Here is a 24,995-nt window from a genome sequence, read left to right as displayed (position 1 = left end):
TTGGCGGCACTCAGTGCCGCCAACTTGCCCATCCTGCCCGGTCGGTCCGCCTTCCGGTAGTGCCCTGTGACCCTTGTGACTCATTTGATCGATCATTTTTGTGGAGTCACTCCCCCGGTCACCGGCCGGTCACCCGGATCGGGCACCGGCGAGCCGGAAGTCGAGTGCCGTGCAGCGGCGTCCCGCGGACACCGTGCGCACCGCCTGGCCGATCGCCTTGCGTGAACCGACGAGGACAACGAGCTTCTTGGCCCGGGTGACCGCCGTGTAGAGCAGGTTCCGCTGGAGCATCATCCACGCGCCGGTGGTGACCGGGATCACCACGGCCGGATACTCACTGCCCTGCGAACGGTGGATGGTCACCGCGTACGCGTGAGCCAGTTCGTCCAGTTCGTCGAATTCGTACGGAACCTCCTCGTCCTCGTCCGTCAGCACCGTGAGCCGCTGGTCGACCGGGTCGAGAGAGGTGACCACGCCCACGGTGCCGTTGAAGACACCGTTCTCCCCCTTCTCGTAATTGTTACGGATCTGCGTGACCTTGTCGCCGACACGGAAGACCCGGCCGCCGAACCGCTTCTCCGGCAGCTCGGGGCGGCCGGGGGTGATGGCCTGCTGGAGCAGCCCGTTGAGCGCGCCGGCGCCGGCCGGGCCGCGGTGCATGGGCGCGAGAACCTGCACGTCACGGCGTGGATCGAGGCCGAACCTGGCCGGGATCCGGTGGGCCGCCACGTCCACGGTGAGCCGTCCGGCCTCCTCGGTGTCGTCCTCGACGAAGAGGAAGAAGTCCTTCATGCCGTCGGTGACCGGGTGCTGTCCGGCGTTGATCCGGTGGGCGTTGGTGACCACACCCGACTGCTGCGCCTGCCGGAAGACCCGGGTGAGCCGGACGGCCGGCACCGGGCCGCCGTCCGCCAGCAGATCCCGCAGCACCTCGCCCGCGCCGACGCTCGGCAGCTGGTCCACGTCCCCGACGAAGAGCAGATGGGCGCCGGGCGGTACGGCCTTGGCGAGCTTGTTGGCCAGGAGCAGGTCCAGCATCGACGCCTCGTCGACCACCACCAGGTCGGCGTCCAGCGGGCGGTCCTTGTCGTACGCCGCGTCCCCGCCGGGCTTGAGCTCCAGGAGCCGGTGGACCGTGGAGGCCTCGGCGCCGGTCAGCTCCGCGAGCCGCTTGGCGGCCCGGCCGGTGGGCGCGGCCAGCACGACCTTGGCCTTCTTGGCGCGGGCCAGCTCGACGATCGAGCGGACCGTGAAGGACTTGCCGCAGCCGGGGCCACCGGTGAGGACGGCGACCTTCTCGGTCAGGGCCAGCTTGACGGCCGCCTCCTGCTCGGGCGCGAGATCGGCGCCTGTACGGCCCTTCAGCCAGGTCAGCGCCTTGTCCCAGGCGACGTCGTGGAAACCGGGCATCCGGTCCCGCTCGGTGCGCAGGAGGCGCAGGAGCTGGGCGGAGAGGGAGAGCTCGGCGCGGTGGAAGGGGACGAGATAGACGGCGGTGACCGGCTCGCCGCCGTCAGGGCCCGGCACCTTCTCCCGTACGACACCCGGGTCCTCGCCCTCCTCGGGCGGGGCGGCCAGCTCGGCGAGGCACTCGATGACGAGGCCGGTGTCGACCTGGAGGAGCTTGACCGCGTCGGCGATCAGCCGCTCCTCGGGCAGATAGCAGTGGCCCTGGTCGGTGGACTGCGAAAGGGCGTACTGGAGGCCCGCCTTGACGCGCTCCGGGCTGTCGTGCGGGATGCCGACGGACTGGGCGATCTTGTCGGCGGTGAGGAACCCGATGCCCCAGACGTCGGAGGCGAGCCGGTACGGCTGGTTCTTCACGACAGAGATGGAGGCGTCGCCGTACTTCTTGTAGATGCGTACGGCGATCGACGTCGACACGTCGACGGTCTGGAGGAAGAGCATGACCTCCTTGATCGCCTTCTGCTCCTCCCAGGCGTCGGCGATCTTCTTGGTGCGCTTGGGGCCGAGGCCGGGGACCTCGATCAGCCGCTTCGGCTCCTCCTCGATGATCGTCAGGGTGTCGATGCCGAAGTGCTGGGTGATGCGGTCGGCGAAGACCGGGCCGATGCCCTTGACGAGCCCGGAGCCGAGGTAGCGGCGGATGCCCTGGACGGTGGCGGGGAGCACCGTCGTGTAGTTCTCCACGGTGAACTGCTTGCCGTACTGGGGGTGCGAGCCCCAGCGGCCCTCCATCCGGAGGGATTCGCCGACCTGGGCGCCGAGCAGCGCGCCGACGACGGTGAGCAGGTCGCCTGCGCCGCGGCCCGTGTCGACCCGGGCGACCGTGTAGCCGTTGTCCTCGTTGGCGTACGTGATGCGCTCCAGGACGCCTTCGAGGACGGCGAGTTGCCGTTCGCCGGGGGCCGCTGCCGTCTGGTTGGACATGATCCGACGGTACCGGGGAGGTGTGACAGTGCGGGCCCTGCTCTTGCCGGGTGGGGGGCCGCGGGGGGCGGTGGCATCGCTTGGCGCCATGTGGTGCCACGTGATGCCACGTGATGCCATTCGCGGCGCCGGAGTGGGTGGGGGCGAGGGTGGTGCCGTGATGCGTCACGGTGGCGCCAACGGATTTTCGCAGGTCAGGGTGGTCGGGGTGGCTCTCATTCGGGTGCGGCACCACTTTGGGGTTGCGCGTGGTGCCACAACGGTGCCACTATGGCGTCATGGACCTGACGCCGTATGTCGAGAACCTTCGCCGCGAACTCGCGGTGGCCGCCGAAGCCGGTGGCGAGGAAGCCCGCGAGCTGGCCGAGCGGCTCACCGCGCCGCTGGAGTCGGCGACCCGGCTGACGATGCTCAACGTGCTCTCCGCCGCGATGGACGAGATCACTCGTGAGCTCGCCCCGGGGTCGGTCGACGTACGGCTGCGGGGGCTTGATCCGGACTTCGTGGTGACGCGGGCGGGGGGCGACGCGGTCTACGAGGACCGGGGCGCGCCGTCTGCCGAGCCGCTTGCGGCGCCGGCCGCGGTGCCGCCCGTCGACGGTGACGAGAGTGGCACCGCACGGGTCAACCTGCGGTTGCCGGCCCATCTCAAGGCTCGGGCCGAGGAGGCCGCGGGGCGGGAGGGGCTGTCGGTCAACGCGTGGCTTGTGCGGGCCGTTTCCGCCGCGGTTGAGGGTGGGGGGCGGGTGCGCCAGCCCGAGAAGACCCAGACGGTTGGACAGAGCTTTACGGGGTGGGTCCGGTAAGGACCGCCTTCGGCCGCGGCGCCGTCGCGCCTGATCGCGCCCACGCGGCGGAGCCGCACACCGATACAGCCCCGCGCCCCTGGCGGCGTTGAAATCACCCGGAATTGATCTGAGACCCAAGAGGACGGGACAGTCATGCCTACTTTCGAGACTTCTGAGCCGATCTCGGCGACCGTGCACGTGGAAGCCGGATCCATCCAGTTCGTCGCGGGGGACCGTGTCGACACTGTTGTCGACGTGCAGCCCCGGGACCCGAAGAAGGACCAGGACGTGCGGGCCTGCGAGCAGACCGAGGTGGTGTTCGCGGGCGGTCAGCTGACCGTCCGTACACCCAAGCAGCGCTACCTCGTCGGGCGTACCGGCACGGTCGACGTCACGGTCGAACTGCCCGCGGGCTCCCAGGTCGAGATGACCGGTGCCTGGGCCCAGGTGCTCGGTGAGGGCCGGCTCGGCGAGGTGCGGGTGAAGACCTCGTCCGGCGACGTCCGCCTCGACACCACCGGCCCGCTCCATCTGACGGCCGCGCACGGCGCCATCACCGTGGACCGCGTCGAGGGGATGGCGGAGGTCAGCACCAGCTCCGGCAGCGTGCGCGTCGGTGCCGTCAACGGCCCGGCCGTCATCAAGAGTTCGCACGGCACCATCATCGTCGGCGACGTCCTGGGCGATCTGCGGGTGAACGGCGCCAACGGTGACATCTCCGTCGAGCGCGCCGAGGCCTCGGTCGTCGCGAAGACCGCCCACGGGACCCTGCGGGTGGCCGAAGTGGCCCGCGGTGTCGTCCAGTTGGAGACCTCCTACGGTGCCATCGAGGTCGGTGTCCGCGAGGGCACGGCCACCTGGCTCGACGTGAAGTCGAACTCCGGCCAGGTCCGCAACACGCTCAAGACGTCGGACGCGCCCGGCAAGTCCGAGGACACCGTCGAGGTCCGCGCGCGTACCAAGTACGGCAACATCGACATCCGCCGCGCCAAGGGCTGACCGGGCCCTCACCTCCGTAGCGCCGGCCACCACCACCTCACCTCACCTCACCGCTCACCACGCCTTCGATTGGGAGGGCCCCATGCCTTCTTCTGTCATGCCCACGACCAGTTCCCACTCCCCCGTCGCCGTCTCCGCCGTAGGGCTGCGCAAGTCGTACGGGGACAAGACCGTGCTCGACGGCATCGATCTGCGGATCCCCTCGGGGACCGTGTTCGCTCTGCTCGGGCCGAACGGGGCCGGCAAGACCACTGTCGTGAAGATCCTCTCCACGCTGATCAGTGCCGACGGCGGGGAGTCGCAGGTCGCCGGCCACGACGTCGCCTCGGCGGCGGACGGGGTGCGGGCCGCGATCGGCGTCACCGGCCAGTTCTCCGCCGTGGACGGTCTGATCACCGGCGAGGAGAACATGCTCCTCATGGCCGACCTCCACCACCTCTCCAAGCGCGAAGGGCGCCGCGTCACCGCGGAGTTGCTGGAGCGCTTCGACCTGACCGAGGCGGCGAAGAAGCCCGCCTCCACCTACTCCGGCGGTATGAAGCGCCGCCTCGACATCGCCATGACCCTGGTCGGCAGCCCGCGGATCATCTTCCTCGACGAGCCGACCACCGGCCTCGACCCGCGGTCCCGGCACAACATGTGGGGCATCATCCGCGAACTCGTCTCCGACGGTGTGACGGTCTTCCTCACCACGCAGTACCTGGAGGAGGCCGACGAACTCGCCGACCGCATCGCCGTCCTCAACGACGGCCGGATCGCCGCCGAGGGTACGGCGGAGGAGCTGAAGCGGCTGATCCCGGGCGGGCACGTCCGGCTCCGCTTCTCCGACCCGGACGCCTACCAGTCCGCAGCACACGCACTGCGCGAAGTCACCCGGGACGACGAGGCGCTGGCCCTCCAGATCCCCAGCGACGGCAGCCAGCGCGAGCTGCGCTCCATCCTCGACTGGCTCGACGCGGCCGGTATCGAGGCCGACGAGCTCACCGTCCACACCCCCGACCTCGACGACGTCTTCTTCGCCCTGACCGACCGCACCGACGTCCCCGCCCAGCAGCACCAGACCAAGGAGAACGTCCGATGAGTACCGTCTCGGCTCCCGCCCGCCCGTCCCGGATCTCCCTCGCCGTGCGCGACTCGTCCACGATGCTGCGCCGCAACCTCCTGCACGTCCGGCGCTACCCGTCGCTCACCCTGAACCTGCTGCTCACGCCGGTGATGCTGCTCCTGCTCTTCGTCTACATCTTCGGCGACACCATGAGCGCGGGGATCGGCGGCGGTGGCGGGGACCGGTCGCAGTACCTCGCGTACATCGTCCCCGGCATCGTGATGCTGACCATCGGCGGCACCACCATCGGCAGCGCGGTGTCCGTCGCCATGGACATGAACGAGGGCATCATCGCCCGCTTCCGCACCATGGCGATCCATCGCGGGTCGGTCCTCATCGGCCATGTCCTCGGCAGCGTCATCCAGTGTGTGATGAGTGTGCTGCTCGTCGGGGCGGTCGCCGTCGCCATCGGCTTCCGCTCCACGGACGCCACGGCCCTGGAGTGGCTCCTGGCAATCGGCCTGGTCGCGCTCGTCTCCCTCGCCCTCACCTGGATCGCGGTCGCCATGGGCCTGTCCAGCCCCAATGCCGAGGCGGCCAGCAACAACGCGCTGCCGCTCATGGTGTTGCCCCTCCTGTCCAGCGCGTTCGTGCCGCTGGACGCGATGCCGGGCTGGTTCCGGCCGGTCGCCGAGTACCAGCCGTTCACGCCGGCCATCGAGACCCTCCGGGGCCTGCTGCTCGGCAGCGAGATCGGCCACAACGGGTGGCTGGCGGTGGGCTGGGCCGTGGCGCTCGCCGTACTCGGTTACTTCTGGTCCAAGTCGCTGTTCAACCGGGACCCCAAGTAAGGGCTCGCATCAGGGCGGCGCATCCCGACACCGGTCGGGGTGCGCCGCCCTGTGGACTCCACAGGCCCGCGTCGAGCAAGCTCGGGTGTGCATGAGTCACCGACTGACCGCCGAGGGATCGGAGTACGGGGCTGTGGCGACACGTCGGACAGTGATCAAGGCGGTGGGCGCCGGGGCGTTGGCCAGTGGGCCGGCGGCACCCGCTTCAGCCGCGTCCAGGGCGGCGCAGGCCGACGTACTGATCGTGGTCGAGAAGGGCAGCCACGCGGTCGGCTTCTACGACGCCGGGTCGGGACAGCGCCTGCACACCGTCCAACTCCCTGACTACCCGCACGAGATGGTCGTGGACTCCCGCGGACGCTTCGCCTACGTCGGGCACTACGGCGTACGGATGGCCTCCACCGTCGGGGAGGGCGGCGCCGCCGTCTTCGTCATCGACCTCGCCGAGCGGTCCCTCGCCCGCACCATCGACACCCGGCCCTTCAACCGCGTCCACGGCATCCGCCTCGACCGTGACGACCGGCTGTACGCCCTGAGCGAGGAGAAGGCCGTACTGCTCGGCTTCGACAACCCGGCCACCGACACGGCCCCGAGCCGGGCGGTGCCGACGCACGGCGTGAAGACCCACCTCTTCTCGGTCAGCCGCGACGGCGAACGGGCCTATGTCACCGGCCTGTTGTCCCACACGGTGAGCCTCGTACGCCCGTACGACGCCGCCGTACCGCCCGTCCTGGTCACCCCCGGGCAACTGCCCGAGAGCAGTTGTCTGAGCCCGGACGAGAAGACGCTGTACGTCGGCGCCCGGAAGAGTTCCTCGCTGGTGGCCGTCGACGCCCGCACGATGAAGGTACGCCGGACCGCGACGACAGGTGGGGACCCTCTGCGGGTGTACGTGCTCGACGACGAGCGGTTGCTGGTGACGGACATCGTCGGCAACGCGGTGTCCGTCTGGAGCACGGATCTACGGCGGGTGCGCACGCTCTCCCTCGACGGGACGCCGTCCGCGGTGGCCCTTCACCCGGGCAGGCCGCTGGCGTACGTGTCCCTGTTGGGCGCGAATCGGATCGCGGTCGTGGATCTGGAACGGTTCTCGGTCGTCGGCACGTTCGACACTCGGCTGGAGCCGGACTCGGCGGTGTTGCTGCCGCAGGTCAGCAGTCCTGCGCCGGTCTCTTGAGCGTGGCGACGAAGGTCGCGAAGGCGGCGGACCGGAAGGTGAGGGTGGCTGTGGTGGGGGTTTTGGAATCGCGGACGGCTATGTGGGTGGGGGAGGTTGCGATCTCCACGCAGGCGTTGCCGTCGCCTCCACCGGAGTAGGACGACTTCCGCCACTTGTGCATGGGGTGCCTCACAGCTCTTTCGCCAGCTTGTGCCGAGTTGCCGCTAGGGATAACTGGTTCCGACGCGACTCATGTTGTCCCGCCCTGCCACCGATGCCAACCATGCCTCGAATATAGGTTGTTGGCCACCGCCTGAGGAGTCCGGTGCGTCGACGGGCGCACGGCTCACCAGTCCCGGGCCGACCTCTTGAGGGCGTGGAGGAAGGTGACGAAGGTGGGGGCCTGGAAGGTGAGGGTGGCTGTGGTGGGGGTCTTGGAATCGCGGACGGCTATGTGGGTGGGGGAGGTTGCGATCTCCACGCAGGCGTTGCCGTCGTCCGGCCCCGAGTAGGAGGACTTCCGCCAGTTGTCCATGGGTACGTCACAGCTCCTTTGCCAGCCGGTGGATGAAGTCCCGCGACCGATCGGGAGTGAGGGATACAGCCTCCACTCTACGGAAACGTGTTCGACAGACGCTGAGCTGCGCTTCGGAATCGATGAAGGCCGAGCCGTGGGGCACGTCGCGCACAACTGTGTCGAGTTTCGTGAGCGGGCCACCGGCGTACGTCATGGCGCTGGCAGCGCTGCCGAAGTCGTCCAGGTCGAACGGGATGACGCGCACGGTGATGCTGTCCGCTTCGGAGAGCTCCAAAAGTTTGGCGAGTTGAGCCCGCGAGACGCCTCGGTCGCTGACCCGGATGCGGAGGGCTGCCTCGTGGATCACCAACTCGTACGGGACAGTGACCTGCTGGCGCCTCATGCGGTGACGTAGACGCAACTCAAGTTCGTCACCGGCGAGTTCAGGGACTCGGGAGGAGAACACCCCTCGGGCGTACTCCTCCGTCTGCAACAGGCCTGGTACGTAAAGGATCGCGACCTCGCGCTGGAACGTAGCGTGGTGCTCCAGCTCCGCGAGGTCCAGGAACGATGTTGGCAGCAGGCCGCGATACTCCTCCCACCAACCGCGCGTACGATCCGTGGCCATCCCGACCAGGGCGCTGATGAACTTCTCGTCCGTGCAGGCGTAGTGGGACGCGAGCCGGCGCATTCGCTCCTCCCCCACACCCGTGGTCCCGGATTCGATCTGCGTGACGTGGACTCGATTCACTCCCAGCAGCGCCGCCGCCTCGACGGTGTTGAGCCCGGCCGCCTCGCGAAGCCTGCGCAACTCCACGCCCAAGCGCCTCTGACGCGCAGTCGGTTCGCGCCTCAGACCCATCAAAAGCTCCTCGTTCAACACGCCGGCGGATTCCGCTCGTTCGGCGTCAGATTACGCGATCGACTTGCCCGGCATTACGAGTAAGCCCTACCGTCAGTGATGCGACGCACACACCGCGGAAGCGCACCACTCCGTCCTGCCATGACGGACCCGGCAATGACACCGCTTGTCGCCCACACCCCCTTCGCCCTCCGCCAGGAGCTGACGCATGCCCGAGAACGAACCCTGGGAGTACTCCCTCCACATCCCGAACGACCTCCGAGCCGTCACCGTGAGCCGCCGCACCCTCCGGCTGATCCTGACGATGCACGGGCTCATCGGCCTGGTCGACGTCGCCGAACTGCTCGCCACGGAGCTGGTGTCGAACGCCGTACGGCACACAAAGGGGCCGGCCGCGCTCCGGGTGCGCTGGTCCCCACCCGGGACTCTGCGGATCGGCGCGTGGGACGCGGACCCCGAACCGCCGGAACCACCCGTGCCGTTGGAGCAGGCGCTCGCGTTGGAGGAGGGGCGGGGGCTCGCCCTCGTACGGGCCTGCTCCGCCGTATGGGGCTGGCAGCCACTGGCCCGGCACGGCAGCCGGGGCAAGTACGTGTGGTGCGAACTGGAGGCAGCGTAATGGTGGGCTCGTCGCACGAGGCCCTGCACAGAATCTTCCAGAAGGATCCGGCCCTGCTGACCCGCGCATTACAGCGGGTCCTGCACGTGCCGTTTCCCGAGCCTCGGGAGATCGCCGCACTGAAGTGCAGTTCGTCGACTCATGCCTGGCTGATCCCCGGGCGAAGGAAATGTGGAGGGATCTGATGACGGCGATCCAGTACTTCTGGCGACACCCGCTCGCCGAGCAGGTCCGCGAGGAAGGTCGAGAGCAGGGGCGTATCGAGGACCGGCGGGGGATGATTCTCCAGATTCTGGAGTGGCGTGGCATTCCGGTCTCCGAGGATGTCCGGCGGCGTGTCGACGCCTCTTCCGACCTCGGCCAGTTGGAGGTCTGGGCCCAGCGGGCCGTTCGGGCCACGGACGCGGCCGAGTTGTTCGCCCCGGAGTGATGGCCGCGCCGGCGGAGCTACTCGCTGTGCACGATCTGGATCAGGTTGCCGCAGGTGTCGTCGAAGACGGCCGTGGTGACGCCGCCCATCCCCAGCGGCTGCTGCGTGAAGTGCACGTCGAGCGCGCGCAGCCGCTCGTACTCCGCCTGCACGTCGTCCACCGCGAACGACGCCGCCGGGATGCCGTCCTCGACCAGCGCCGACTTGTACGGCTTCACGGCCGGGTGCCCCGAAGGCTCCAGCAGGAGTTCCGTGCCCTCCGGCGCCTCCGGTGAGACCACCGTCAGCCAGCGGGCCTCGCCGCCCAGCGGGACGTCGTGCTTCTTCACGAAACCCAGCGTGTCGGTGTAGAAGCGCAGGGCCTTCTCCTGGTCTTCGACGAAGACCTGCGTCAGGTGGATCCTCATGAGGGTTTCTCCGGTGTGTTCGGCCTGAGCCATCGGGTCAGGATGCGCTCAAGCGGCTGTGTGTTGAGGTTGTGGTACTTGTAGCGGCCTTCGCGGCGCGTCTCGACCAGGCCCGCCGCTTCGAGGACCGCCAGATGCTGGCTGACCGCCTGGCGGGAGAGTCCCAGCCCGTGCTTGGTCACCAGCCGCGTACAGATCTCGAACAGCGTCTGGCCGTCCCGCTCCACCAGCTCATCGAGGATGCGCTGACGGGTGGGGTCGGCCAGGGCCTTGAGCACATCCTCTGCCATGCCCCCCACAATAGGCAAGTCACCACTTGCCTATCAACCCCTACCTGCACTTTGATCACCCCTGCTATCGTGCGCCGATGTCCACGATCAAGCAGGTCCAGATCACCTTCGACTGCGCCGACCCCGAGCGCGTCGCGCGCTTCTGGTGCGAGGTGCTGGGGTACGTCGCCCCGCAGCCGCCCGAGGGCTTCGACACCTGGGACACCTACAACGACTCGCTGCCGCCCGAGAAGCGCGGGGCGTGGTTCTCGTGCAGTGACCCCACGGGTGCCGGGCCGCGGCTGTTCTTCCAGCGGGTCCCGGAGGGCAAGGTCGTCAAGAACCGGGTCCATCTCGACGTACGGGCCGGTACCGGGCTCGTGGGCGCCGAGCGCCTCGCCACGCTGGAGGCCGAACGCGACCGGCTGATCGCGCTCGGCGCGGTGTGCGTGGACATCCTCCTCGCCGACGGGGAGAACGAGTCGTGCATCGTGATGCAGGACGTCGAGGGCAACGAGTTCTGCCTCGACTGACGCACGCCTGCCGGCGCCCGCACAACGGCCCAGGTCCGGGTGGCTTGTTCACGCGCCTGCCTCCTCACTCACACGAGTGATAGCGCAGGACATCGGTTTTCCACGCTCCGCGGCGGGGATCTCGGCGGTTGCAGGACTTCGCAACCAGGCTCGGTTCCCGAGAATCTCGCCGAGGAGACGACTCGATGAGGCCCGGAGAAAAACGCGCGTTCCGGCGAGACCCGCTGGCGTACATCGACAGCCTCCGTCACCGCAGCACAACGCCGGTCATCCGGCTCCCCTGGGGCGGTTACTGCGTCAGAGACGCCGATCTGTCGCAGACGCTGCTGCGCAGCCCCGAATACAACACGGGGAAATCCCGGTTCTTCAACGACCTGCTGCCCACACGACAGGCGCAGACCGAAGTCGGCCACGCGGTACGGGACTTCCTCCGGGCAAGCCTGCCGCAGTACGGCACGGAACTGAATCGGGCGGTGTCCGAACTCCCGGCAGCCAGCCGCTGGCCCACCGCCGCGAACACCCTGGTACACCGGAGCCTGTCGCACCTGCTCCTGCACCCCGGCACCCCCGCCGGAACGCGTCGGTCAGCCGATCGGGCCGCGCGCAAAGGTGTGTTCTTCCACGCACCGCACACCTGGCAGCGGGCGCGTGCGGAGATCCTGCGCGCCAGACTCATCAGCGCGCTCACCGATGAGGTGCGCCACCGCAGGGACCACCCCGCCGCCGAGCCACGTGACCTGCTGGACGCCGTCCTCCACGTGTGCCACCGCACCGAAGTGACCGACCGGACGGCCGCCGAACTGCATCTGATGATGTCCCGGGCGATCGTGGTCCCCATCAGCGCGTCGCTCGCCTGGTCCGTGCTCCTGGCCTGTCTGCATCACACCCCGGACTCACCGTGGCCCTGGCCGGCCGACCGGATCGTGCGTGAGTCACTGCGGTTCCGTCCAACCCCCTGGATGCTCGGCCGCACCGTCCCGCACTCCATGGAGATCGGTGGAGTCGCCTTCCGGCCCGGCGAACTGCTCTCCGTCAGCCCCTACTTGATCCACCACGCGGACGGCCAGTGGACCACTCCCGACGACTTCCGGCCCGACCGCTGGAGCGACCCGGACGAACACGGCCACTACGTGACGTTCGGCGCGGGCCCCTACACCTGCCCCGGCGCGGCGGTGGCGCAGACACTGCTCACCGACGCGCTGACCGCCCTCACCCGCGACGCCCGCCTGACCGTCGTCGGCGGCGACACGCGCCCGGTCATGGCCGAGGGCAGCGTCCCACGGCCGTTCACCCTCCACCGCGCTCCGCGCTGTTGGGGATCGGACTCCACATCGGAGGGAGGTGACTAGCCATGGCCGCCGCGATGCGACGAATCTTCAGCAACAAGCCCGCCCGACGCTGGTACTGGTACTGAGTGCCACCGCCCCCCGGCCCGGGAACCGAAACCGGCCTCAAGCCTGCGAGGCAACGGCGATTGCCTCGCAGGTGGAGCAACCGAACTCCGGCCTGCGGCTCCGCCCCTCCGGTGTGAACGTGAAGCGGTCCTGGAAGTCGCCGTCGCCGCAGCGGACCGCGAGGAGGAGGGGCTCCTGGTGCGAGGGCGGCCAGGTGTCCTCCGACCCCGGGTCGGCGCCGTTCCACAGGTGGAAGCACACCATCGGCTCCGCCGGGTCCTCGGTCAGATAGGCGAGGGTCTTCCCGTAGAGCGGATTCGTGCCACCGAACAACACCGAGGGAGCGCCGAAGGCGGCGGTCACATCGGCCCACACCCGGTCGTGCCGGGCCCACTCGCGGAACGTGTCCCGCAGGGCCGCGTACTCCCCGGCATCCAGCACCCGGTCGGGCCTGAGCCAGCCCTGCCGCCGCGCGAACTCGGCGTAGACGGAGGCCACGTTGTCGGATTCCCGGTTGGCCGGCAGCACCGCGCGGAACGCGCCCTTCACCCCGATCGAGGTCCACAGCCCCTGCGCCTCCCAGGCCTCGGTCTGCTCCTTCCAGGCCCCGGACCGCCCTTCGAGGAAGAGAAGGTGATTGATCGCCAGCCACAACGCGGCCTCCACCTCCCCGTACATGCCCGACCTGCGCAGCATGCGGTTGATCTGCTCGACGAGGTACTCGTGCATCTCCTCCGCCGTAGCGAGCCCCGTCCCCCCGGACTCCCCGGGCTCCCGGGGCTCACCCGACCCGCTGCCCGTCACAACCCCACCATCCCCGCCAGCCCCTCCACATGCGCCCGCAGGAACTCCTTCGGGTCGGTCACCGTGTCCGCCGCGTAGTGGCCGAACGTGTCGAACAGGATCGCCCCGATCACCGCCGACCAAAGGCCGTACACCCGGGCCGCGTTGCCCAACGGCATCTCGAAGCCGAGGGTGGCGCGCAGGCGTTCCATGTCGGCCAGGACCGTCTCGTTCAACGGGGGTTCCAGCGGGCGCAGTTGGCCCGTCCGCCAGGCGTCCTCGATCACCCGGGCCAGCGCCAGGGCGAAGCGGGTGCCGGGCTCCACCGTCCGGCTGCCGGGGGCCGCGTAGCCCGGGACGGGTGTGCCGTAGAGCATGCCGAACCGGGACGGTTCACGGACCGCCCAGGCCCGGGCCGCGAGCACCGCCGCCTGGAGGCGCTCGCGGTGCGGCAGGTCCGACGCCTTCGCGAGCGCCGCGTCCACCTCGTCGGCCAGTTCGTCGTACGCGTCGACGATCAGCAGCGTGATCAGTGCCTCGCGGTCCTGGACGTAGCGGTAGAGCGCCGACGGGACGACCCCGATGTCCCGGGCCACGGCCCGCAGGGAGAGGTCCGCCGGCAGAACCGTCGCCAGGTGCTCGCGCCCGACGCGCACGATGTCACGCATCATCCGTTCGCGCGCGACCTGCCGTGAAGTGACCATGCAACCACCTTATAAGTCAACGGCGTTGCCAATCGGTCGGCCACAGCGGGGGATCGTTTCACCTGATCACCCCAGGTCCCCCGCCGCGGCCTCGCCGGATTCGCCGCCGAGACAGATCCCGGGCAGATCCGAGAACAGTGTTCTCTAGTTTCGGGGCCCGGTTGCGGAATCCGCCCCTCCCAGGGGGTTGACTCTCGGCGTGTAATCGATTCCAATCGCTGCTGACGCGTCGATGTAATCGATTCCACGAGGAGGTGGGTCGGGGATGGCGAGCATCAAGGACGTCGCCGCCGAGGCGGGAGTGTCCGTCGCCACGGTGTCGCGGGTGCTGAACGCGCATCCGTCCGTCAGCGCGGACGCCCGTGCCCGCGTGCTGGCCGCCGTCGAGGCGCTGCGGTACCGGCCGAACGCCGTCGCCCGCTCCCTGCGCACGGACCAGACCCGCACCCTCGGGCTGGTGATCAGCGATGTGCTGAACCCCTACTTCACCGAGCTGGCCCGGTCCGTCGAGGAGGCGGCCCGCGCGCTCGGCTACAGCGTGATCATCGGGAACGCCGACGAGCGTCCCGACCTCCAGGACCACCACGTACGGACCCTGCTGGACCGGCGGATCGACGGGCTGCTCGTCTCGCCCGCCGACGGCGGCTCCCCGCTGATACTGGACGCCTCGCGGGCCGGGACGCCGATGGTCTTCGTCGACCGGTGGATTCCCGGGGTGAACGTGCCGGTGGTGCGGTCCGACGGGCGGGCGGCGGTACGGGATCTCGTCGCGCATCTGTGCGGGCTCGGGCACCGGCGGCTGGCGATCATCGCGGGGCCCGCCGCGACCACCACCGGCAGTGAGCGCATCGAGGCCTTCCGGGAGGCCATGGCCGAGCACGGGCTTCCGCTGCCGGACGCCTATATCGGGCAGGGCGACTTCCAGGCCGAGAGCGGGCGGCGGGTCACCGAGGGGTTCCTCGACCTGCCCGAGCCGCCCGAGGTGGTCTTCGCCGCGGACAATCTGATGGCCCTGGGCGCGCTGGACGCCATACGGGCGCGCGGGCTGCGGGTGCCCGACGACATCGCGCTCGCCGCGTTCGACGACATCCGCTGGTTCGTGCACACCGATCCGCCGATCACCGCGATCGCCCAGCCGACCGGCGAAGTGGGCCGGGCCGCCGTACGCGCGCTGGTCGACGTCATCGAGGGACGGCCCCCGCAGTCGGTGACCCTGCCCGCACGGCTCGTTGTGCGGCGGTCCTGCGGTGCGGCCGGCGCCGGGCCTTCGGCGGGCTCCCGGAAGCAGCCGGGGCCGGTGGAGCCCCCGGGTGCCCCCACCCCCCGGCCGCCCGGCGAACCGTCGGCCGCGGCACCCGCCGCCCCGGCCTCCCGCACACCGCGTGCGGCTCGCGCACGCTCCGCGACCCGGCCCGCGCCGGCGGCCCCCGCCGCCCCCGTCACCGCCCCGGTCCCCGTCACCGCCCCGGCCCCCGTCAGCCCCCCGAACCCCGCCCCACCGACCACGGACAGGAGCAAGTCGTGAGTGACAGTGGCGAGTTGCTGCGTATCGAAGGCATCCGTAAGACGTTTCCCGGTGTGGTCGCGCTCGACGGGGTCGACTTCGATCTGCGGCGCGGCGAAGTGCATGTGCTGCTCGGTGAGAACGGTGCCGGGAAGAGCACGCTGATCAAGATGCTGTCCGGCGCCTACACACCCGACGGCGGGCGGATCGTGGTGGGTGGTGAGGAGGTGCGCGTCCACGGGGCGCAGGACTCCGAGCGGCTCGGGATCGCCACCATCTACCAGGAGTTCAATCTCGTTCCCGATCTGACCGTCGCCGAGAACATCTTTCTCGGGCGGCAGCCTCGGCGGTTCGGGGTGATCGACCGGAAGCGGATGGAGGCCGACGCCGAGCAACTGCTCGCGCGCGTGGGTGTGAAGGTGTCGCCACGCGCGCGGGTGCGTGAACTCGGCATCGCCCGGCTCCAGATGGTCGAGATCGCCAAGGCACTCAGCCTGGACGCCCGGGTGCTGATCATGGACGAACCGACGGCCGTGCTGACGACCGAGGAGGTCGAGAAGCTCTTCGCCATCGTGCGGCAGCTGCGGGCCGACGGCGTGGGGATCGTGTTCATCACCCACCACCTGGAGGAGATCGCCGTCGTCGGGGACCGGGTGACCGTGATCCGGGACGGGAGGAGCGTCGGGGAGGTGCCCGCCGACACCGCCGAGGACGAACTCGTACGGCTGATGGTCGGGCGGTCGATCGAGCAGCAGTATCCGCGCGAACGGCCGGACGCCGGGGCCGCGTTGCTCAGTGTCGAAGGGCTCACCCGGGACGGGGTGTTCCACGACATCAGCTTCGAGGTGCGGGCCGGGGAGGTCGTCGGTATCGCGGGGCTCGTCGGGGCGGGCCGTACCGAGGTGGTACGGGCCGTGTTCGGCGCCGATCCCTACGACAAGGGAGCCGTCACGGTCGCCGGGACTCGGCTGCGCGGGCACGACGTGCCGGCCGCGATGGCCGCCGGGATCGGGCTCGTGCCCGAGGACCGCAAGGGACAGGGCCTGGTGCTCGACGCCTCCGTCACGGAGAACCTCGGGCTCGTCACCCTGCGGGGCGCCACGCACGGCGGGGTCGTCGACCTCAAGGGGCAGCGGGAGGCGGCCGCGCGGATCGCCGGGCAGCTGGGCGTGCGGATGGCCGGACTCGGCCAGCACGTACGGACGTTGTCCGGCGGCAACCAGCAGAAGGTCGTCATCGGCAAGTGGCTGCTCGCCGACACCAAGGTGCTGATCCTCGACGAGCCGACGCGCGGGATCGACGTCGGCGCCAAGGTCGAGATCTACCAGCTGATCAACGAACTCACGGCCGCCGGGGCCGCCGTACTGATGATCTCCAGTGATCTGCCCGAGGTGCTCGGCATGAGCGACCGGGTGCTGGTGATGGCCCAGGGGCGGATCGCCGGCGAACTCCCCGCCGACCGGGCGACCCAGGACGCCGTGATGGCGCTCGCCGTCAGCTCCCCCGAAGACGGACCAGAAGACGGACCAGAAGACGGAACAACCGATGGAACGGAGGCCTCCCGTGGCCAGTGACACGCTCAAGAGCACGCCGGGCGCGGGTGGTGGCCGGACGTCCACCGCCGGCGGCCTGCGCAGGCTGCTGCTGGACAACGGCGCCCTCACCGCGCTGATCGTCCTCGTCATCGCCCTGTCGGCGCTGTCCGGGGACTTCCTCACCACCGACAACCTGCTCAACATCGGCGTCCAGGCGGCCGTCACCGCGATCCTCGCCTTCGGTGTGACCTTTGTGATCGTCTCGGCGGGCATCGACCTGTCGGTGGGTTCGGTGGCGGCCCTGTCGGCGACCGTGCTCGCCTGGAGCGCCACCAGCGAGGGCGTCCCCGTCGTCCTCGCCGTACTCCTCGCGGTCGCCACCGGCATCGTCTGCGGCCTGGTCAACGGCTTCCTGATCTCGTACGGGAAACTGCCGCCGTTCATCGCGACGCTCGCCATGCTGTCGGTGGCGCGCGGTCTGTCGCTGGTGATCTCGCAGGGCTCCCCGATCGCCTTCCCCGACTCGGTCTCGCACCTCGGCGACACGCTGGGCGGCTGGCTGCCGGTGCCGGTGCTCGTGATGATCGTGATGGGTCTGATCACGGCGTTCGTGCTCGGCCGTACCTACATCGGCCGCTCGATGTACGCGATCGGCGGCAACGAGGAGGCGGCCCGGCTCTCCGGGCTGCGGGTGAAGCGGCAGAAACTCGCGATCTACGCGTTCTCCGGGCTGTTCGCCGCCGCCGCGGGCATCGTGCTCGCCTCCCGGCTGTCCTCCGCGCAGCCGCAGGCCGCGCAGGGCTACGAGCTGGACGCGATCGCGGCCGTCGTCATCGGCGGCGCCTCGCTGGCCGGCGGCACCGGCAAGGCGTCCGGGACGCTGATCGGCGCGCTGATCCTCGCGGTGCTGCGCAACGGCCTCAACCTCCTTTCCGTGTCCGCCTTCTGGCAGCAGGTCGTGATCGGTGTGGTGATCGCGCTGGCCGTGCTGCTGGACACCGTGCGGCGCAAGGCGGGCGCGACCCCGGCCGGGTCCGGTGGCGGCAACCGGGGCAGGCAGGCGCTGACCTATGTCCTCGCGGCCGTCGTCGCCGCGGCGATCGTGGGCGCGACCTCGCTGCTGCACACCGGTTCCTCGTCCTCGAACCAGAAGATCGGGCTGTCGCTGTCCACCCTCAACAACCCGTTCTTCGTGCAGATCCGGGCCGGGGCGGAGGCCGAGGCGAAGAAGAAGGGCGTCGACCTCACCGTCACCGACGCCCAGAACGACGCCTCCCAACAGGCCAACCAGCTACAGAACTTCACCAGCGAGGGCCTGTCGTCGATCATCGTCAACCCGGTCGACTCGGACGCGGCCGGACCGTCCGTACGCGCCGCCAACAAGGCACACATCCCCGTCGTCGGCGTCGACCGCGGGGTCAACAAGGCGGACACGGCGGCCCTGGTGGCCTCCGACAACGTCGAGGGCGGACAGCTCGGCGCCAAGGCGCTCGCCGACAGGCTCGGCGGCAGGGGCACGATCGTGATCCTCCAGGGCCAGGCCGGCACCTCCGCCAGCCGGGAGCGCGGCGCGGGCTTCGCCGAGGGCCTGAAGGCCTTCCCGGGCATCAAGGTCGTCGCCAAGCAGCCCGCGGACTTCGACCGCACCAAGGGCCTCGACGTGATGACCAACCTGCTCCAGGCGCACCCCGACATCAACGGGGTCTTCGCGGAGAACGACGAGATGGCCCTCGGCGCGATCAAGGCGCTCGGCTCGAAGGCCGGCAAGTCGGTCCAGGTCGTCGGCTTCGACGGCACCCCGGACGGGCTGGGCGCGGTGAAGGCGGGCACGCTGTACGCGTCCGTGGCGCAGCAGCCGACCGAACTGGGCAGGATCGCGGTGGACAACGCACTGCGGGCCGCGGACGGCGAGAAGGTCAGCAAGACGGTGAAGGTGCCGGTGAAGGTGGTCACGAAGGAGAACGTGGCCGGCTTCGGCGGCTGACCGCACCGACAACGACCGCACCAACAACGGGGAGGGGCGGCGGTCGCCCGGTGCGACCACCGCCCCACGTCACCTACCTGGGGAGACACGTGATGTACGACTACGACCTGCTGGTCGTGGGATCCGCCAACGCCGATCTGGTGATCGGTGTCGAGCGGCGGCCGGACGCGGGCGAGACGGTGCTCGGCTCCGACCTGTCCGTCCATCCGGGCGGCAAGGGTGCCAACCAGGCGGTCGCGGCCGCGCGCCTCGGCGCCCGTACGGCGCTGCTGGCGCGGGTCGGCGACGACGCGTACGGCCGGCTGCTGCTCGACTCGCAGCGGGCGGCCGGGGTGGACACGGTGGGTGTGCTGGTCGGCGGGGCGCCGACCGGGATCGCGCTGATCACGGTGGACCCGTCCGGGGACAACAGCATCGTGGTGTCGCCGGGCGCGAACGGCCGGCTGCGGCCCGAGGACGTCCGGGCGGCGGGCAGCCTCTTCCACGCCTCGCGGGTGGTCTCGACGCAGCTGGAGATCCCGCTGGAGACGGTGGTGGAACTGGTGCGCTGTCTGGCGCCGGACAGCCGGTTCGTACTGAACCCGTCGCCGCCGCGTCCGCTGCCCGGCGAGATCCTCGCCGCCTGCGATCCGCTGATCGTCAACGAGCACGAGGCCAAGGTGATCCTCGGCGACTCGTGTGTGAGCGACGACCCCGCGGACTGGGCCCGGCTGCTGCTGGCCAAGGGTCCCCGCTCGGTCGTCGTCACCCTCGGTGCGGAGGGCGCGCTGGTGGCGGCCACGGACGGCGTCGAACGGGTGCCGTCGGTGAAGGTGGACGCCGTGGACACGACCGGGGCGGGGGACGCCTTCACGGCTGCCCTGGCCTGGCGGCTCGGGCTCGGCGAACCACTGCCGGTGGCGGCGGCGTACGCGGCCCGGGTGGGGGCGGCGGCCGTGACCAGGGCCGGGGCACAGGAGTCGTATCCGACACCGGAGGAAGTGGCGGCGCTGTGAGGGGGGTCGGGTGGTGAAGAGGGGTGGGATTCTCAATCGGTATCTGGCCGGGGCGCTGGCCGAGTTGGGGCACGGGGACACCGTGCTGGTGTGCGACGCCGGGATGCCGATCCCGGCCGGGCCGCGCGTGGTGGACCTGGCGTTCCGGGCCGGGGTGCCGTCCTTCGCCGAGGTGCTGGAAGGTCTGCTGGCCGAGCTGGTGATCGAGGGCGCGACGGCGGCGACGGAGGTGCGCGGCGCCAACACCCGGGCGGCACGGCTGCTCGACGGGCACTTCCCCGGGCTGGAGCTGGTCACCCACGAGCGGCTCAAGGAACTGTCGGCGGGTGCGCGGCTGATCGTCCGGACGGGCGAGGCACGGCCGTACGCGAACGTACTGCTGCGGTGTGGGGTGTTCTTCTAGCCACAAAACTGGAGGGGCCCGGTCCGTCGACCGGGCCCCCCTGCTTTCCCCTCCGTATCAGAACCCCCGCGATCCCCCCAGATCCCCCTCCTAGAAGTCCTGATGCCAAGTACGACACCCAAGGCGGGCGGAGGGTTGCACGGTGATGCGGAATTTTTTCCGCCGCTCAGTCGAGGACGTGCGTGACGAACCGCTCGGTGGTCTCCGCGAGCACTTCACGCCCGTTCCGTGCCCACAGGCCCTCGTTGAACAGCTCCACCTCGATCGGGCCGGTGTACCCGGCCGTCTCGACGTAGCGTTTCCACTCCCGCATGTCGATCGAGCCGTCGCCGATCTGCCCCCGCCCGTTGAGCACGCCCTCGGGAAGCGGGGTGGTCCAGTCGGCGAGCTGGAAGGTGTGGATACGGCCGCCCGCACCCGCCCGCGCGATCTGCTCGGGCGCCCGGTCGTCCCACCAGATGTGGTACGTGTCCACCGTGACGCCGACCTGGTGGGCCGGGAAGCGTTCGGCGAGGTCGAGGGCCTGGGTGAGCGTCGAGACCACGCAGCGGTCGGACGCGTACATCGGGTGGAGCGGCTCGATGGCCAGCTTCACGCCACGGGACTCGGCGTAGGGGCCCAGCTCCCCCAGGGCGTCGGCGATCCGCTCCCGCGCGCCGTGCAGGTCCTTCGAGCCGGCCGGCAGTCCGCCGGAGACCAGGACCAGGGTGTCGGTGCCGAGGGTGGCGGCCTCGTCGACGGCCCGGCGGTTGTCGTCCAGGGCCCGCGCCCGATCGGTCGGCTCGATCGCCGTGAGGAAGCCGCCGCGGCACAGGGTGGTGACAGTCAGACCGGCGTCACGGACCAGCTTGGCGGTGGCGTCGAGGCCGTACGCCTGGACGGGGGCGCGCCACAGGCCGACGTTGGTGACGCCGGACTCGGCGCAGGCGTCGGCCAGTTCCGGCAGCGACAGCTGCTTGACCGTCATCTGGTTGATGCTGAAGCGGGCGAGATCGCTCACTGGGTCACTCCGTACAGGGACAGCAGGTTCCGCATCCGGTCCTCCGCCAGCTTCGGGTCGGGGAACAGGCCCAGGCCGTCGGCGAGTTCGTAGGCGCGGGCGAAGTGCGGGAGGGAACGGGCCGACTGGAGGCCGCCGACCATCGTGAAGTGGGACTGGTGGCCGGCCAGCCAGGCGAGGAAGACGACGCCCGTCTTGTAGAAGCGGGTCGGGGTCTGGAAGAGGTGCCGGGACAACTCGACCGTGGGATCGAGGAGTTGGCGGAAGCCGTCGACGTTTCCCGTGTCGAGGACGCGGACCGCCTGTGCCGCCAGCGGTCCGAGCGGGTCGAAGATGCCGAGCAGCGCGTGGCTGAAGCCCTGCTCGTCGCCCGCGATCAGCTCGGGGTAGTTGAAGTCGTCGCCGGTGTAGCAGCGCACGCCCCGCGGCAGCCGGCGCCGGATGTCGATCTCCCGCCGGGCTTCCAGGAGCGACACCTTGATCCCGTCCACCTTGTCGGAGTGCGCGGCGATGACGTCGAGGAACGTGTCCGTGGCCGCGTCCAGGTCGGACGAGCCCCAGTAGCCCTCAAGGGCCGGGTCGAACATCGGGCCCAGCCAGTGCAGGACGACGGGCCCGGTGGCCTGGCGCAGCAGATGGCCGTAGACCTCCAGGTAGTCCTCGGGCCCCCTGGCCACGGCCGCCAGCGCCCTGGACGCCATCAGGATGGCCTGCGCGCCGGACTCCTCGACGAGGGCCAGCTGCTCCTCGTAGGCGGCCCGTACGTCCGCCAGGGTGCCGCCGGTGATCTGGTCGGTGCCGACACCGCAGGCGATACGGCCACCAACCGCCTTGGCTTCAGCGGCGGATCGGCGGATCAACTCGGCCGCGCCCGCCCAGTCCAGGCCCATCCCGCGCTGGGCGGTGTCCATCGCCTCGGCGACCCCGAGCCCGTGCCACCACAGGTGCCGGCGGAAGGCGAGGGTGGCGTCCCAGTCGACGGCGGCGGCCGAGTCGGGCGACACGTCCGCGTACGGGTCGGCGACGACGTGCGCCGCCGAGAAGACCGTACGAGAGGTGAAAGGGGCGCCGGGGTCGAGAGCGAGGGGTTCGGGGCGGGGGGCGTAGGCCCGCGTCCCGCCCTTGGAGTCCGGGAGTCGGATCGTCACAGCGCGATCTCCGGTACGTCGAGACGGCGGCCCTCCGCCGACGACTTCAGCCCCAGCTCGGCGAGCTGGACACCACGGGCGCCGGCGAGGAGGTCCCAGTGGTAGGGGGCGTCGGCGTAGACGTGGCGCAGGAACAGCTCCCACTGGGCCTTGAAGCCGTTGTCGAACTCGGTGTTGTCCGGCACCTCCTGCCACTGGTCGCGGAAGGGCTCGGTGGCGGGGATGTCGGGGTTCCAGACCGGCTTGGGGGTGGCACCGCGGTGCTGGGCGCGGCAGTTGCGCAGGCCGGCTACGGCGGAGCCCTCGGTGCCGTCGACCTGGAACTCGACGAGTTCGTCGCGGTGGACGCGGACCGCCCAGGAGGAGTTGATCTGCGCGATGGCGCCGCCCTCGATCTCGAAGACGCCGTAGGCGGCGTCGTCGGCGGTGGCGTCGTAGGGCTTGCCCTGCTCGTCCCAGCGCTGCGGGATGTGGGTGGTGGCGAGGGCCTGGACGGAGGTCACCCGGCCGAACAGCTCGTGCAGGACGTACTCCCAGTGCGGGAACATGTCGACGACGATGCCGCCGCCGTCCTCCGTGCGGTAGTTCCAGGAGGGGCGCTGGGCGGGCTGCCAGTCGCCCTCGAAGACCCAGTAGCCGAACTCGCCGCGGATCGAGAGGATCCGGCCGAAGAAGCCGCCGTCGATCAGGCGCTTCAGCTTGAGCAGGCCCGGGAGGAAGATCTTGTCCTGGACGACGCCGTGTTTGATGCCCTTCTCCTGGGCGAGCCGGGCGAGTTCCAGGGCGCCGGCGAGCCCGGTGGCCGTCGGCTTCTCGGTGTAGACGTGCTTGCCGGCGGCGATCGCCTTCTTGATCGCCTCCTCGCGGGCGGAGGTGACCTGGGCGTCGAAGTAGATGTCGACGGAGTCGTCGGCGAGCACCGCGTCGAGGTCGGTCGCGATGTGCTCCAGGCCGTACCGCTCGGCAAGCGCGGTCAGGGTGTGCTCGCGGCGGCCGACGAGGATCGGCTCCGGCCACAGCACGGTGCCGTCGCCGAGGTCGAGGCCGCCCTGCTCGCGCAGGGCGAGGATGGAGCGGACGAGGTGCTGGCGGTGGCCCATGCGCCCGGTGACGCCGTTCATGGCGATCCGCACCGTCTTGCGTGTCACGTCGTTCCCTTCGCGGGCGGTTGGTACGCCCTTCGATTCCCGAGGCGTGCGCAGCGATTCGCTCATCGAGCAGCAAGCGCTTTCTACGTATCAGAAGCTAGCCTCTGACCGCAGGCCTGGACAAGGGTGCGCGCGTTTCGAGTTGTTCGAGGGGGCGAACAATCCGCTGTCCGGGCCATAAGGTCTGCTCGACACCGAGCAGCGCACGCGACCGGAGGACGACGACATGACGGTGACCCTGGCGGACGTGGCGGCCCGCGCGCAGGTCTCGCCCGCGACGGTGTCGCGCGTGCTGAACGGGAACTATCCGGTGGCCGCCTCCACCCGGGAGCGGGTGCTCAAGGCGGTCGACGAGCTGGACTACGTGCTCAACGGACCCGCGAGCGCGCTCGCCGCGGCCACGTCCGACCTCGTCGGCATCCTCGTCAACGACATCGCCGACCCCTTCTTCGGGATCATGGCGAGCGCGATCCAGTCCGAGATCGGCGGGCCCGGCGGGCGGGCGGGCGGCGAACGGCTGGCGGTGGTCTGCAACACCAACGGCTCCCCCGAACGCGAACTGACCTACCTCACGCTTCTCCAACGGCAGCGGGCGGCGGCGGTTGTGCTGACCGGCGGGGCGGTGGAGGACACCGCGCACGGGGAGGCGGTCTCCGCGAAGCTGCGACGGCTGGTGGACGCGGGGACGCGGGTGGTGCTGTGCGGGCGGCCGCCGGCGCCGGGGACGGACGCGGTCGCGCTGACCTTCGACAACCGTGGGGGTGGGCGGGAGCTCACCGACCACCTGCTCAGCCTGGGGCATCGGCGGCTCGGGTACATCGCGGGGCCGGAGGAACGGACGACTACGCGGCACCGTCTGGAGGGGCATCGGGCCGCGCTGGCGGCGGCGGGGGTTGCTGACGACCCCCGGTGGTCGCTTCATGGCCGGTACGACCGCCGGTCCGGCTACGAGGCCACGGTGGAACTGCTGCGCAGGGATCCGACGTTGACGGCGATCGTCGCCGCGAACGACTCCGTCGCGCTGGGGGCGTGTGCGGCGCTGCGGGAGTCCGGGCGGCGTATCCCGGACGACGTGTCGGTGGTCGGCTTCGACGACCTCCCGTTCAGCGTGGACACGGTCCCGTCCCTGACGACGGTCCGGCTGCCGCTGGCGGAGGCGGGGGCCCGTGCCGGGCGGATCGCGATGGGGCGGGAGGAGGGGCCGCCCGGGGGGATCGCTATGGTACGGGGCGAACTGATGGTCCGAGGCTCTTCCGGAGTACCTCGGGTGGGGTGACGGGGGTCGGGGGGCAACTGGCGTTGCCGGGTCCCGGCGTCACAGCTGAACGGGGTGGTCACGCGACCCGGCGTGGAGGCTGAGGCGGGGTGGGTCACGCAGCCCGGCGTTGGCGGGGCGCCGCCCGCGCCCACCCGTGCCGCCCCAGGCGGCACGCATGCCCGCGGCTTGGGCTGGAGGGGCGAGGCGGCGACGCCCTGCCTTTTAAGGGGCGCGGGGAACTGCGCGATCTGCCCCCACCGGGCCCACAC

General features: G+C 70.4%; 26 protein-coding genes. 15 read left to right on the top strand and 11 right to left on the bottom strand.

The window, feature by feature from the left end; translation table 11 throughout:
• Window positions 1–129 precede the first annotated feature (129 nt).
• Window positions 130–2,391, bottom strand: coding sequence for an ATP-dependent RecD-like DNA helicase (locus ACIQAC_RS25140; protein ID WP_402194322.1), 2,262 nt, complete (start codon window positions 2,389–2,391; stop codon window positions 130–132).
• Window positions 2,392–2,669: 278 nt separating this feature from the next.
• On the opposite strand from ACIQAC_RS25140, the gene ACIQAC_RS25135 reads away from it, so the two are divergent.
• The 5 genes from ACIQAC_RS25135 to ACIQAC_RS25115 all read left to right on the top strand — a co-directional run bounded on the left by ACIQAC_RS25135 (window position 2,670) and on the right by ACIQAC_RS25115 (window position 7,251).
• Window positions 2,670–3,197, top strand: coding sequence for a hypothetical protein (locus ACIQAC_RS25135; RefSeq protein ID WP_402194321.1), 528 nt, complete (start codon window positions 2,670–2,672; stop codon window positions 3,195–3,197).
• Window positions 3,198–3,332: 135 nt separating this feature from the next.
• The gene (locus ACIQAC_RS25130) at window positions 3,333–4,178 is read left to right on the top strand and encodes a DUF4097 family beta strand repeat-containing protein (protein ID WP_402194320.1); all 846 of its coding nucleotides are present in this window, start codon (window positions 3,333–3,335) and stop codon (window positions 4,176–4,178) included.
• 97 nt (window positions 4,179–4,275) lie between these two features.
• A complete protein-coding gene (locus tag ACIQAC_RS25125) occupies window positions 4,276–5,259 on the top strand; it encodes an ATP-binding cassette domain-containing protein (RefSeq protein WP_402194491.1) in 984 nt (327 codons plus the stop codon).
• On the top strand, window positions 5,256–6,074 hold the full coding sequence (locus ACIQAC_RS25120; protein WP_402194318.1) for an ABC transporter permease: 819 nt from the start codon (window positions 5,256–5,258) through the stop codon (window positions 6,072–6,074). The genes ACIQAC_RS25125 and ACIQAC_RS25120 overlap by 4 nt, the downstream gene beginning before the upstream one ends.
• A gap of 91 nt (window positions 6,075–6,165) precedes the next feature.
• Window positions 6,166–7,251 carry a YncE family protein gene (locus ACIQAC_RS25115; RefSeq protein WP_402194316.1) on the top strand — a complete coding sequence of 362 codons (1,086 nt, stop codon included), beginning with the start codon at window positions 6,166–6,168 and terminating at the stop codon, window positions 7,249–7,251.
• Here ACIQAC_RS25115 and ACIQAC_RS25110 read toward each other — a convergent pair.
• From ACIQAC_RS25110 to ACIQAC_RS25100, 3 genes are all read right to left on the bottom strand, one after another.
• Complete coding sequence (locus tag ACIQAC_RS25110; protein WP_402194315.1) at window positions 7,226–7,414, bottom strand: DUF397 domain-containing protein; 189 nt, start codon at window positions 7,412–7,414, stop codon at window positions 7,226–7,228. The genes ACIQAC_RS25115 and ACIQAC_RS25110 overlap by 26 nt on opposite strands.
• 165 nt (window positions 7,415–7,579) lie before the next feature.
• Window positions 7,580–7,768: a DUF397 domain-containing protein gene (locus ACIQAC_RS25105; RefSeq protein WP_402194314.1), complete on the bottom strand. Its 189-nt coding sequence runs from the start codon at window positions 7,766–7,768 to the stop codon at window positions 7,580–7,582.
• A 7-nt stretch (window positions 7,769–7,775) separates the two neighbouring features.
• A complete protein-coding gene (locus tag ACIQAC_RS25100; protein ID WP_402194489.1) occupies window positions 7,776–8,612 on the bottom strand; it encodes a Scr1 family TA system antitoxin-like transcriptional regulator in 837 nt (278 codons plus the stop codon).
• Between the two features lie 208 nt (window positions 8,613–8,820).
• Here ACIQAC_RS25100 and ACIQAC_RS25095 point away from each other — a divergent pair, with 208 nt between their 5' ends.
• Both ACIQAC_RS25095 and ACIQAC_RS25090 read left to right on the top strand, forming a co-directional pair.
• Entirely contained in the window at window positions 8,821–9,231 is a 411-nt protein-coding gene (locus ACIQAC_RS25095; RefSeq protein WP_402194312.1) for an ATP-binding protein, read from the top strand.
• 184 nt (window positions 9,232–9,415) lie between these two features.
• Window positions 9,416–9,661, top strand: coding sequence for a hypothetical protein (locus ACIQAC_RS25090; RefSeq protein ID WP_402194311.1), 246 nt, complete (start codon window positions 9,416–9,418; stop codon window positions 9,659–9,661).
• A 17-nt stretch (window positions 9,662–9,678) separates the two neighbouring features.
• Here the strand turns inward: ACIQAC_RS25090 and ACIQAC_RS25085 are convergent, their stop codons facing one another.
• Entirely contained in the window at window positions 9,679–10,068 is a 390-nt protein-coding gene (locus ACIQAC_RS25085; protein WP_402194309.1) for a VOC family protein, read from the bottom strand.
• A complete protein-coding gene (locus ACIQAC_RS25080) occupies window positions 10,065–10,358 on the bottom strand; it encodes an ArsR/SmtB family transcription factor (RefSeq protein WP_402194307.1) in 294 nt (97 codons plus the stop codon). Before ACIQAC_RS25080 ends, ACIQAC_RS25085 begins: the two co-directional genes overlap by 4 nt.
• A gap of 77 nt (window positions 10,359–10,435) precedes the next feature.
• Between ACIQAC_RS25080 and ACIQAC_RS25075 the strand changes: the two genes are divergently transcribed.
• Window positions 10,436–10,870, top strand: a complete 435-nt coding sequence (locus ACIQAC_RS25075) for a VOC family protein (RefSeq protein ID WP_402194305.1) — start codon at window positions 10,436–10,438, stop codon at window positions 10,868–10,870.
• A 185-nt stretch (window positions 10,871–11,055) separates the two neighbouring features.
• The gene (locus ACIQAC_RS25070; protein WP_402194304.1) at window positions 11,056–12,219 is read left to right on the top strand and encodes a cytochrome P450; all 1,164 of its coding nucleotides are present in this window, start codon (window positions 11,056–11,058) and stop codon (window positions 12,217–12,219) included.
• Window positions 12,220–12,321: 102 nt separating this feature from the next.
• Here ACIQAC_RS25070 and ACIQAC_RS25065 read toward each other — a convergent pair whose 3' ends face one another.
• Together ACIQAC_RS25065 and ACIQAC_RS25060 are read right to left on the bottom strand one after the other, a co-directional pair.
• Entirely contained in the window at window positions 12,322–12,993 is a 672-nt protein-coding gene (locus ACIQAC_RS25065; protein ID WP_402194303.1) for a hypothetical protein, read from the bottom strand.
• 71 nt (window positions 12,994–13,064) lie between these two features.
• On the bottom strand, window positions 13,065–13,751 hold the full coding sequence (locus ACIQAC_RS25060; protein WP_402194301.1) for a TetR/AcrR family transcriptional regulator: 687 nt from the start codon (window positions 13,749–13,751) through the stop codon (window positions 13,065–13,067).
• A gap of 265 nt (window positions 13,752–14,016) precedes the next feature.
• Here ACIQAC_RS25060 and ACIQAC_RS25055 point away from each other — a divergent pair, with 265 nt between their 5' ends.
• The 5 genes from ACIQAC_RS25055 (at window position 14,017) to rbsD (ending at window position 20,172) form a co-directional block, all read left to right on the top strand.
• Window positions 14,017–15,276, top strand: coding sequence for a LacI family DNA-binding transcriptional regulator (locus ACIQAC_RS25055; protein ID WP_402194300.1), 1,260 nt, complete (start codon window positions 14,017–14,019; stop codon window positions 15,274–15,276).
• Window positions 15,273–16,829, top strand: a complete 1,557-nt coding sequence (locus tag ACIQAC_RS25050) for a sugar ABC transporter ATP-binding protein (RefSeq protein ID WP_402194298.1) — start codon at window positions 15,273–15,275, stop codon at window positions 16,827–16,829. Before ACIQAC_RS25055 ends, ACIQAC_RS25050 begins: the two co-directional genes overlap by 4 nt.
• Complete coding sequence (locus ACIQAC_RS25045; RefSeq protein ID WP_402194296.1) at window positions 16,819–18,774, top strand: substrate-binding domain-containing protein; 1,956 nt, start codon at window positions 16,819–16,821, stop codon at window positions 18,772–18,774. Before ACIQAC_RS25050 ends, ACIQAC_RS25045 begins: the two co-directional genes overlap by 11 nt.
• A gap of 92 nt (window positions 18,775–18,866) precedes the next feature.
• The gene (locus tag ACIQAC_RS25040; RefSeq protein ID WP_402194295.1) at window positions 18,867–19,769 is read left to right on the top strand and encodes a ribokinase; all 903 of its coding nucleotides are present in this window, start codon (window positions 18,867–18,869) and stop codon (window positions 19,767–19,769) included.
• A 13-nt stretch (window positions 19,770–19,782) separates the two neighbouring features.
• Window positions 19,783–20,172 (top strand): D-ribose pyranase, encoded by a 390-nt coding sequence (rbsD, locus tag ACIQAC_RS25035; RefSeq protein ID WP_402194487.1) that lies wholly within the window; start codon window positions 19,783–19,785, stop codon window positions 20,170–20,172.
• Between the two features lie 166 nt (window positions 20,173–20,338).
• On the opposite strand, the gene ACIQAC_RS25030 is transcribed toward rbsD, so the two are convergent.
• Genes ACIQAC_RS25030 through ACIQAC_RS25020 form a run of 3 tightly spaced genes read right to left on the bottom strand, consistent with a single transcriptional unit; the run spans window position 20,339 to window position 23,468 of the window.
• Window positions 20,339–21,172, bottom strand: coding sequence for a sugar phosphate isomerase/epimerase family protein (locus ACIQAC_RS25030; protein ID WP_402194293.1), 834 nt, complete (start codon window positions 21,170–21,172; stop codon window positions 20,339–20,341).
• A complete protein-coding gene (locus tag ACIQAC_RS25025; RefSeq protein ID WP_402194291.1) occupies window positions 21,169–22,320 on the bottom strand; it encodes a dihydrodipicolinate synthase family protein in 1,152 nt (383 codons plus the stop codon). The genes ACIQAC_RS25030 and ACIQAC_RS25025 overlap by 4 nt, the downstream gene beginning before the upstream one ends.
• Window positions 22,317–23,468 carry a Gfo/Idh/MocA family protein gene (locus ACIQAC_RS25020; protein WP_402194289.1) on the bottom strand — a complete coding sequence of 384 codons (1,152 nt, stop codon included), beginning with the start codon at window positions 23,466–23,468 and terminating at the stop codon, window positions 22,317–22,319. Before ACIQAC_RS25020 ends, ACIQAC_RS25025 begins: the two co-directional genes overlap by 4 nt.
• Window positions 23,469–23,694: 226 nt before the next feature.
• Here ACIQAC_RS25020 and ACIQAC_RS25015 point away from each other — a divergent pair, with 226 nt between their 5' ends.
• Window positions 23,695–24,744, top strand: a complete 1,050-nt coding sequence (locus ACIQAC_RS25015) for a LacI family DNA-binding transcriptional regulator (RefSeq protein WP_402194288.1) — start codon at window positions 23,695–23,697, stop codon at window positions 24,742–24,744.
• The last annotated feature ends 251 nt before the right edge of the window (window positions 24,745–24,995 follow it).

This window comes from Streptomyces sp. NPDC088387 (assembly GCF_044753385.1).
Lineage (GTDB): Bacteria > Actinomycetota > Actinomycetes > Streptomycetales > Streptomycetaceae > Streptomyces.
This window is presented reverse-complemented; position numbering and strand designations above follow the sequence as displayed.

What these genes read in the sequence shown, in the direction of transcription:
- ACIQAC_RS25140 (WP_402194322.1), bottom strand. Translation starts at nt 2,391, where the DNA reads ATGTCCAACCAGACGGCAGCGGCCCCCGGCGAACGGCAACTCGCCGTC.
- ACIQAC_RS25135 (WP_402194321.1), top strand. Translation starts at nt 2,670, where the DNA reads ATGGACCTGACGCCGTATGTCGAGAACCTTCGCCGCGAACTCGCGGTG.
- ACIQAC_RS25130 (WP_402194320.1), top strand. Translation starts at nt 3,333, where the DNA reads ATGCCTACTTTCGAGACTTCTGAGCCGATCTCGGCGACCGTGCACGTG.
- ACIQAC_RS25125 (WP_402194491.1), top strand. Translation starts at nt 4,276, where the DNA reads ATGCCCACGACCAGTTCCCACTCCCCCGTCGCCGTCTCCGCCGTAGGG.
- ACIQAC_RS25120 (WP_402194318.1), top strand. Translation starts at nt 5,256, where the DNA reads ATGAGTACCGTCTCGGCTCCCGCCCGCCCGTCCCGGATCTCCCTCGCC.
- ACIQAC_RS25115 (WP_402194316.1), top strand. Translation starts at nt 6,166, where the DNA reads ATGAGTCACCGACTGACCGCCGAGGGATCGGAGTACGGGGCTGTGGCG.
- ACIQAC_RS25110 (WP_402194315.1), bottom strand. Translation starts at nt 7,414, where the DNA reads ATGCACAAGTGGCGGAAGTCGTCCTACTCCGGTGGAGGCGACGGCAAC.
- ACIQAC_RS25105 (WP_402194314.1), bottom strand. Translation starts at nt 7,768, where the DNA reads ATGGACAACTGGCGGAAGTCCTCCTACTCGGGGCCGGACGACGGCAAC.
- ACIQAC_RS25100 (WP_402194489.1), bottom strand. Translation starts at nt 8,612, where the DNA reads ATGGGTCTGAGGCGCGAACCGACTGCGCGTCAGAGGCGCTTGGGCGTG.
- ACIQAC_RS25095 (WP_402194312.1), top strand. Translation starts at nt 8,821, where the DNA reads ATGCCCGAGAACGAACCCTGGGAGTACTCCCTCCACATCCCGAACGAC.
- ACIQAC_RS25090 (WP_402194311.1), top strand. Translation starts at nt 9,416, where the DNA reads ATGACGGCGATCCAGTACTTCTGGCGACACCCGCTCGCCGAGCAGGTC.
- ACIQAC_RS25085 (WP_402194309.1), bottom strand. Translation starts at nt 10,068, where the DNA reads ATGAGGATCCACCTGACGCAGGTCTTCGTCGAAGACCAGGAGAAGGCC.
- ACIQAC_RS25080 (WP_402194307.1), bottom strand. Translation starts at nt 10,358, where the DNA reads ATGGCAGAGGATGTGCTCAAGGCCCTGGCCGACCCCACCCGTCAGCGC.
- ACIQAC_RS25075 (WP_402194305.1), top strand. Translation starts at nt 10,436, where the DNA reads ATGTCCACGATCAAGCAGGTCCAGATCACCTTCGACTGCGCCGACCCC.
- ACIQAC_RS25070 (WP_402194304.1), top strand. Translation starts at nt 11,056, where the DNA reads ATGAGGCCCGGAGAAAAACGCGCGTTCCGGCGAGACCCGCTGGCGTAC.
- ACIQAC_RS25065 (WP_402194303.1), bottom strand. Translation starts at nt 12,993, where the DNA reads ATGCACGAGTACCTCGTCGAGCAGATCAACCGCATGCTGCGCAGGTCG.
- ACIQAC_RS25060 (WP_402194301.1), bottom strand. Translation starts at nt 13,751, where the DNA reads ATGGTCACTTCACGGCAGGTCGCGCGCGAACGGATGATGCGTGACATC.
- ACIQAC_RS25055 (WP_402194300.1), top strand. Translation starts at nt 14,017, where the DNA reads ATGGCGAGCATCAAGGACGTCGCCGCCGAGGCGGGAGTGTCCGTCGCC.
- ACIQAC_RS25040 (WP_402194295.1), top strand. Translation starts at nt 18,867, where the DNA reads ATGTACGACTACGACCTGCTGGTCGTGGGATCCGCCAACGCCGATCTG.
- ACIQAC_RS25015 (WP_402194288.1), top strand. Translation starts at nt 23,695, where the DNA reads ATGACGGTGACCCTGGCGGACGTGGCGGCCCGCGCGCAGGTCTCGCCC.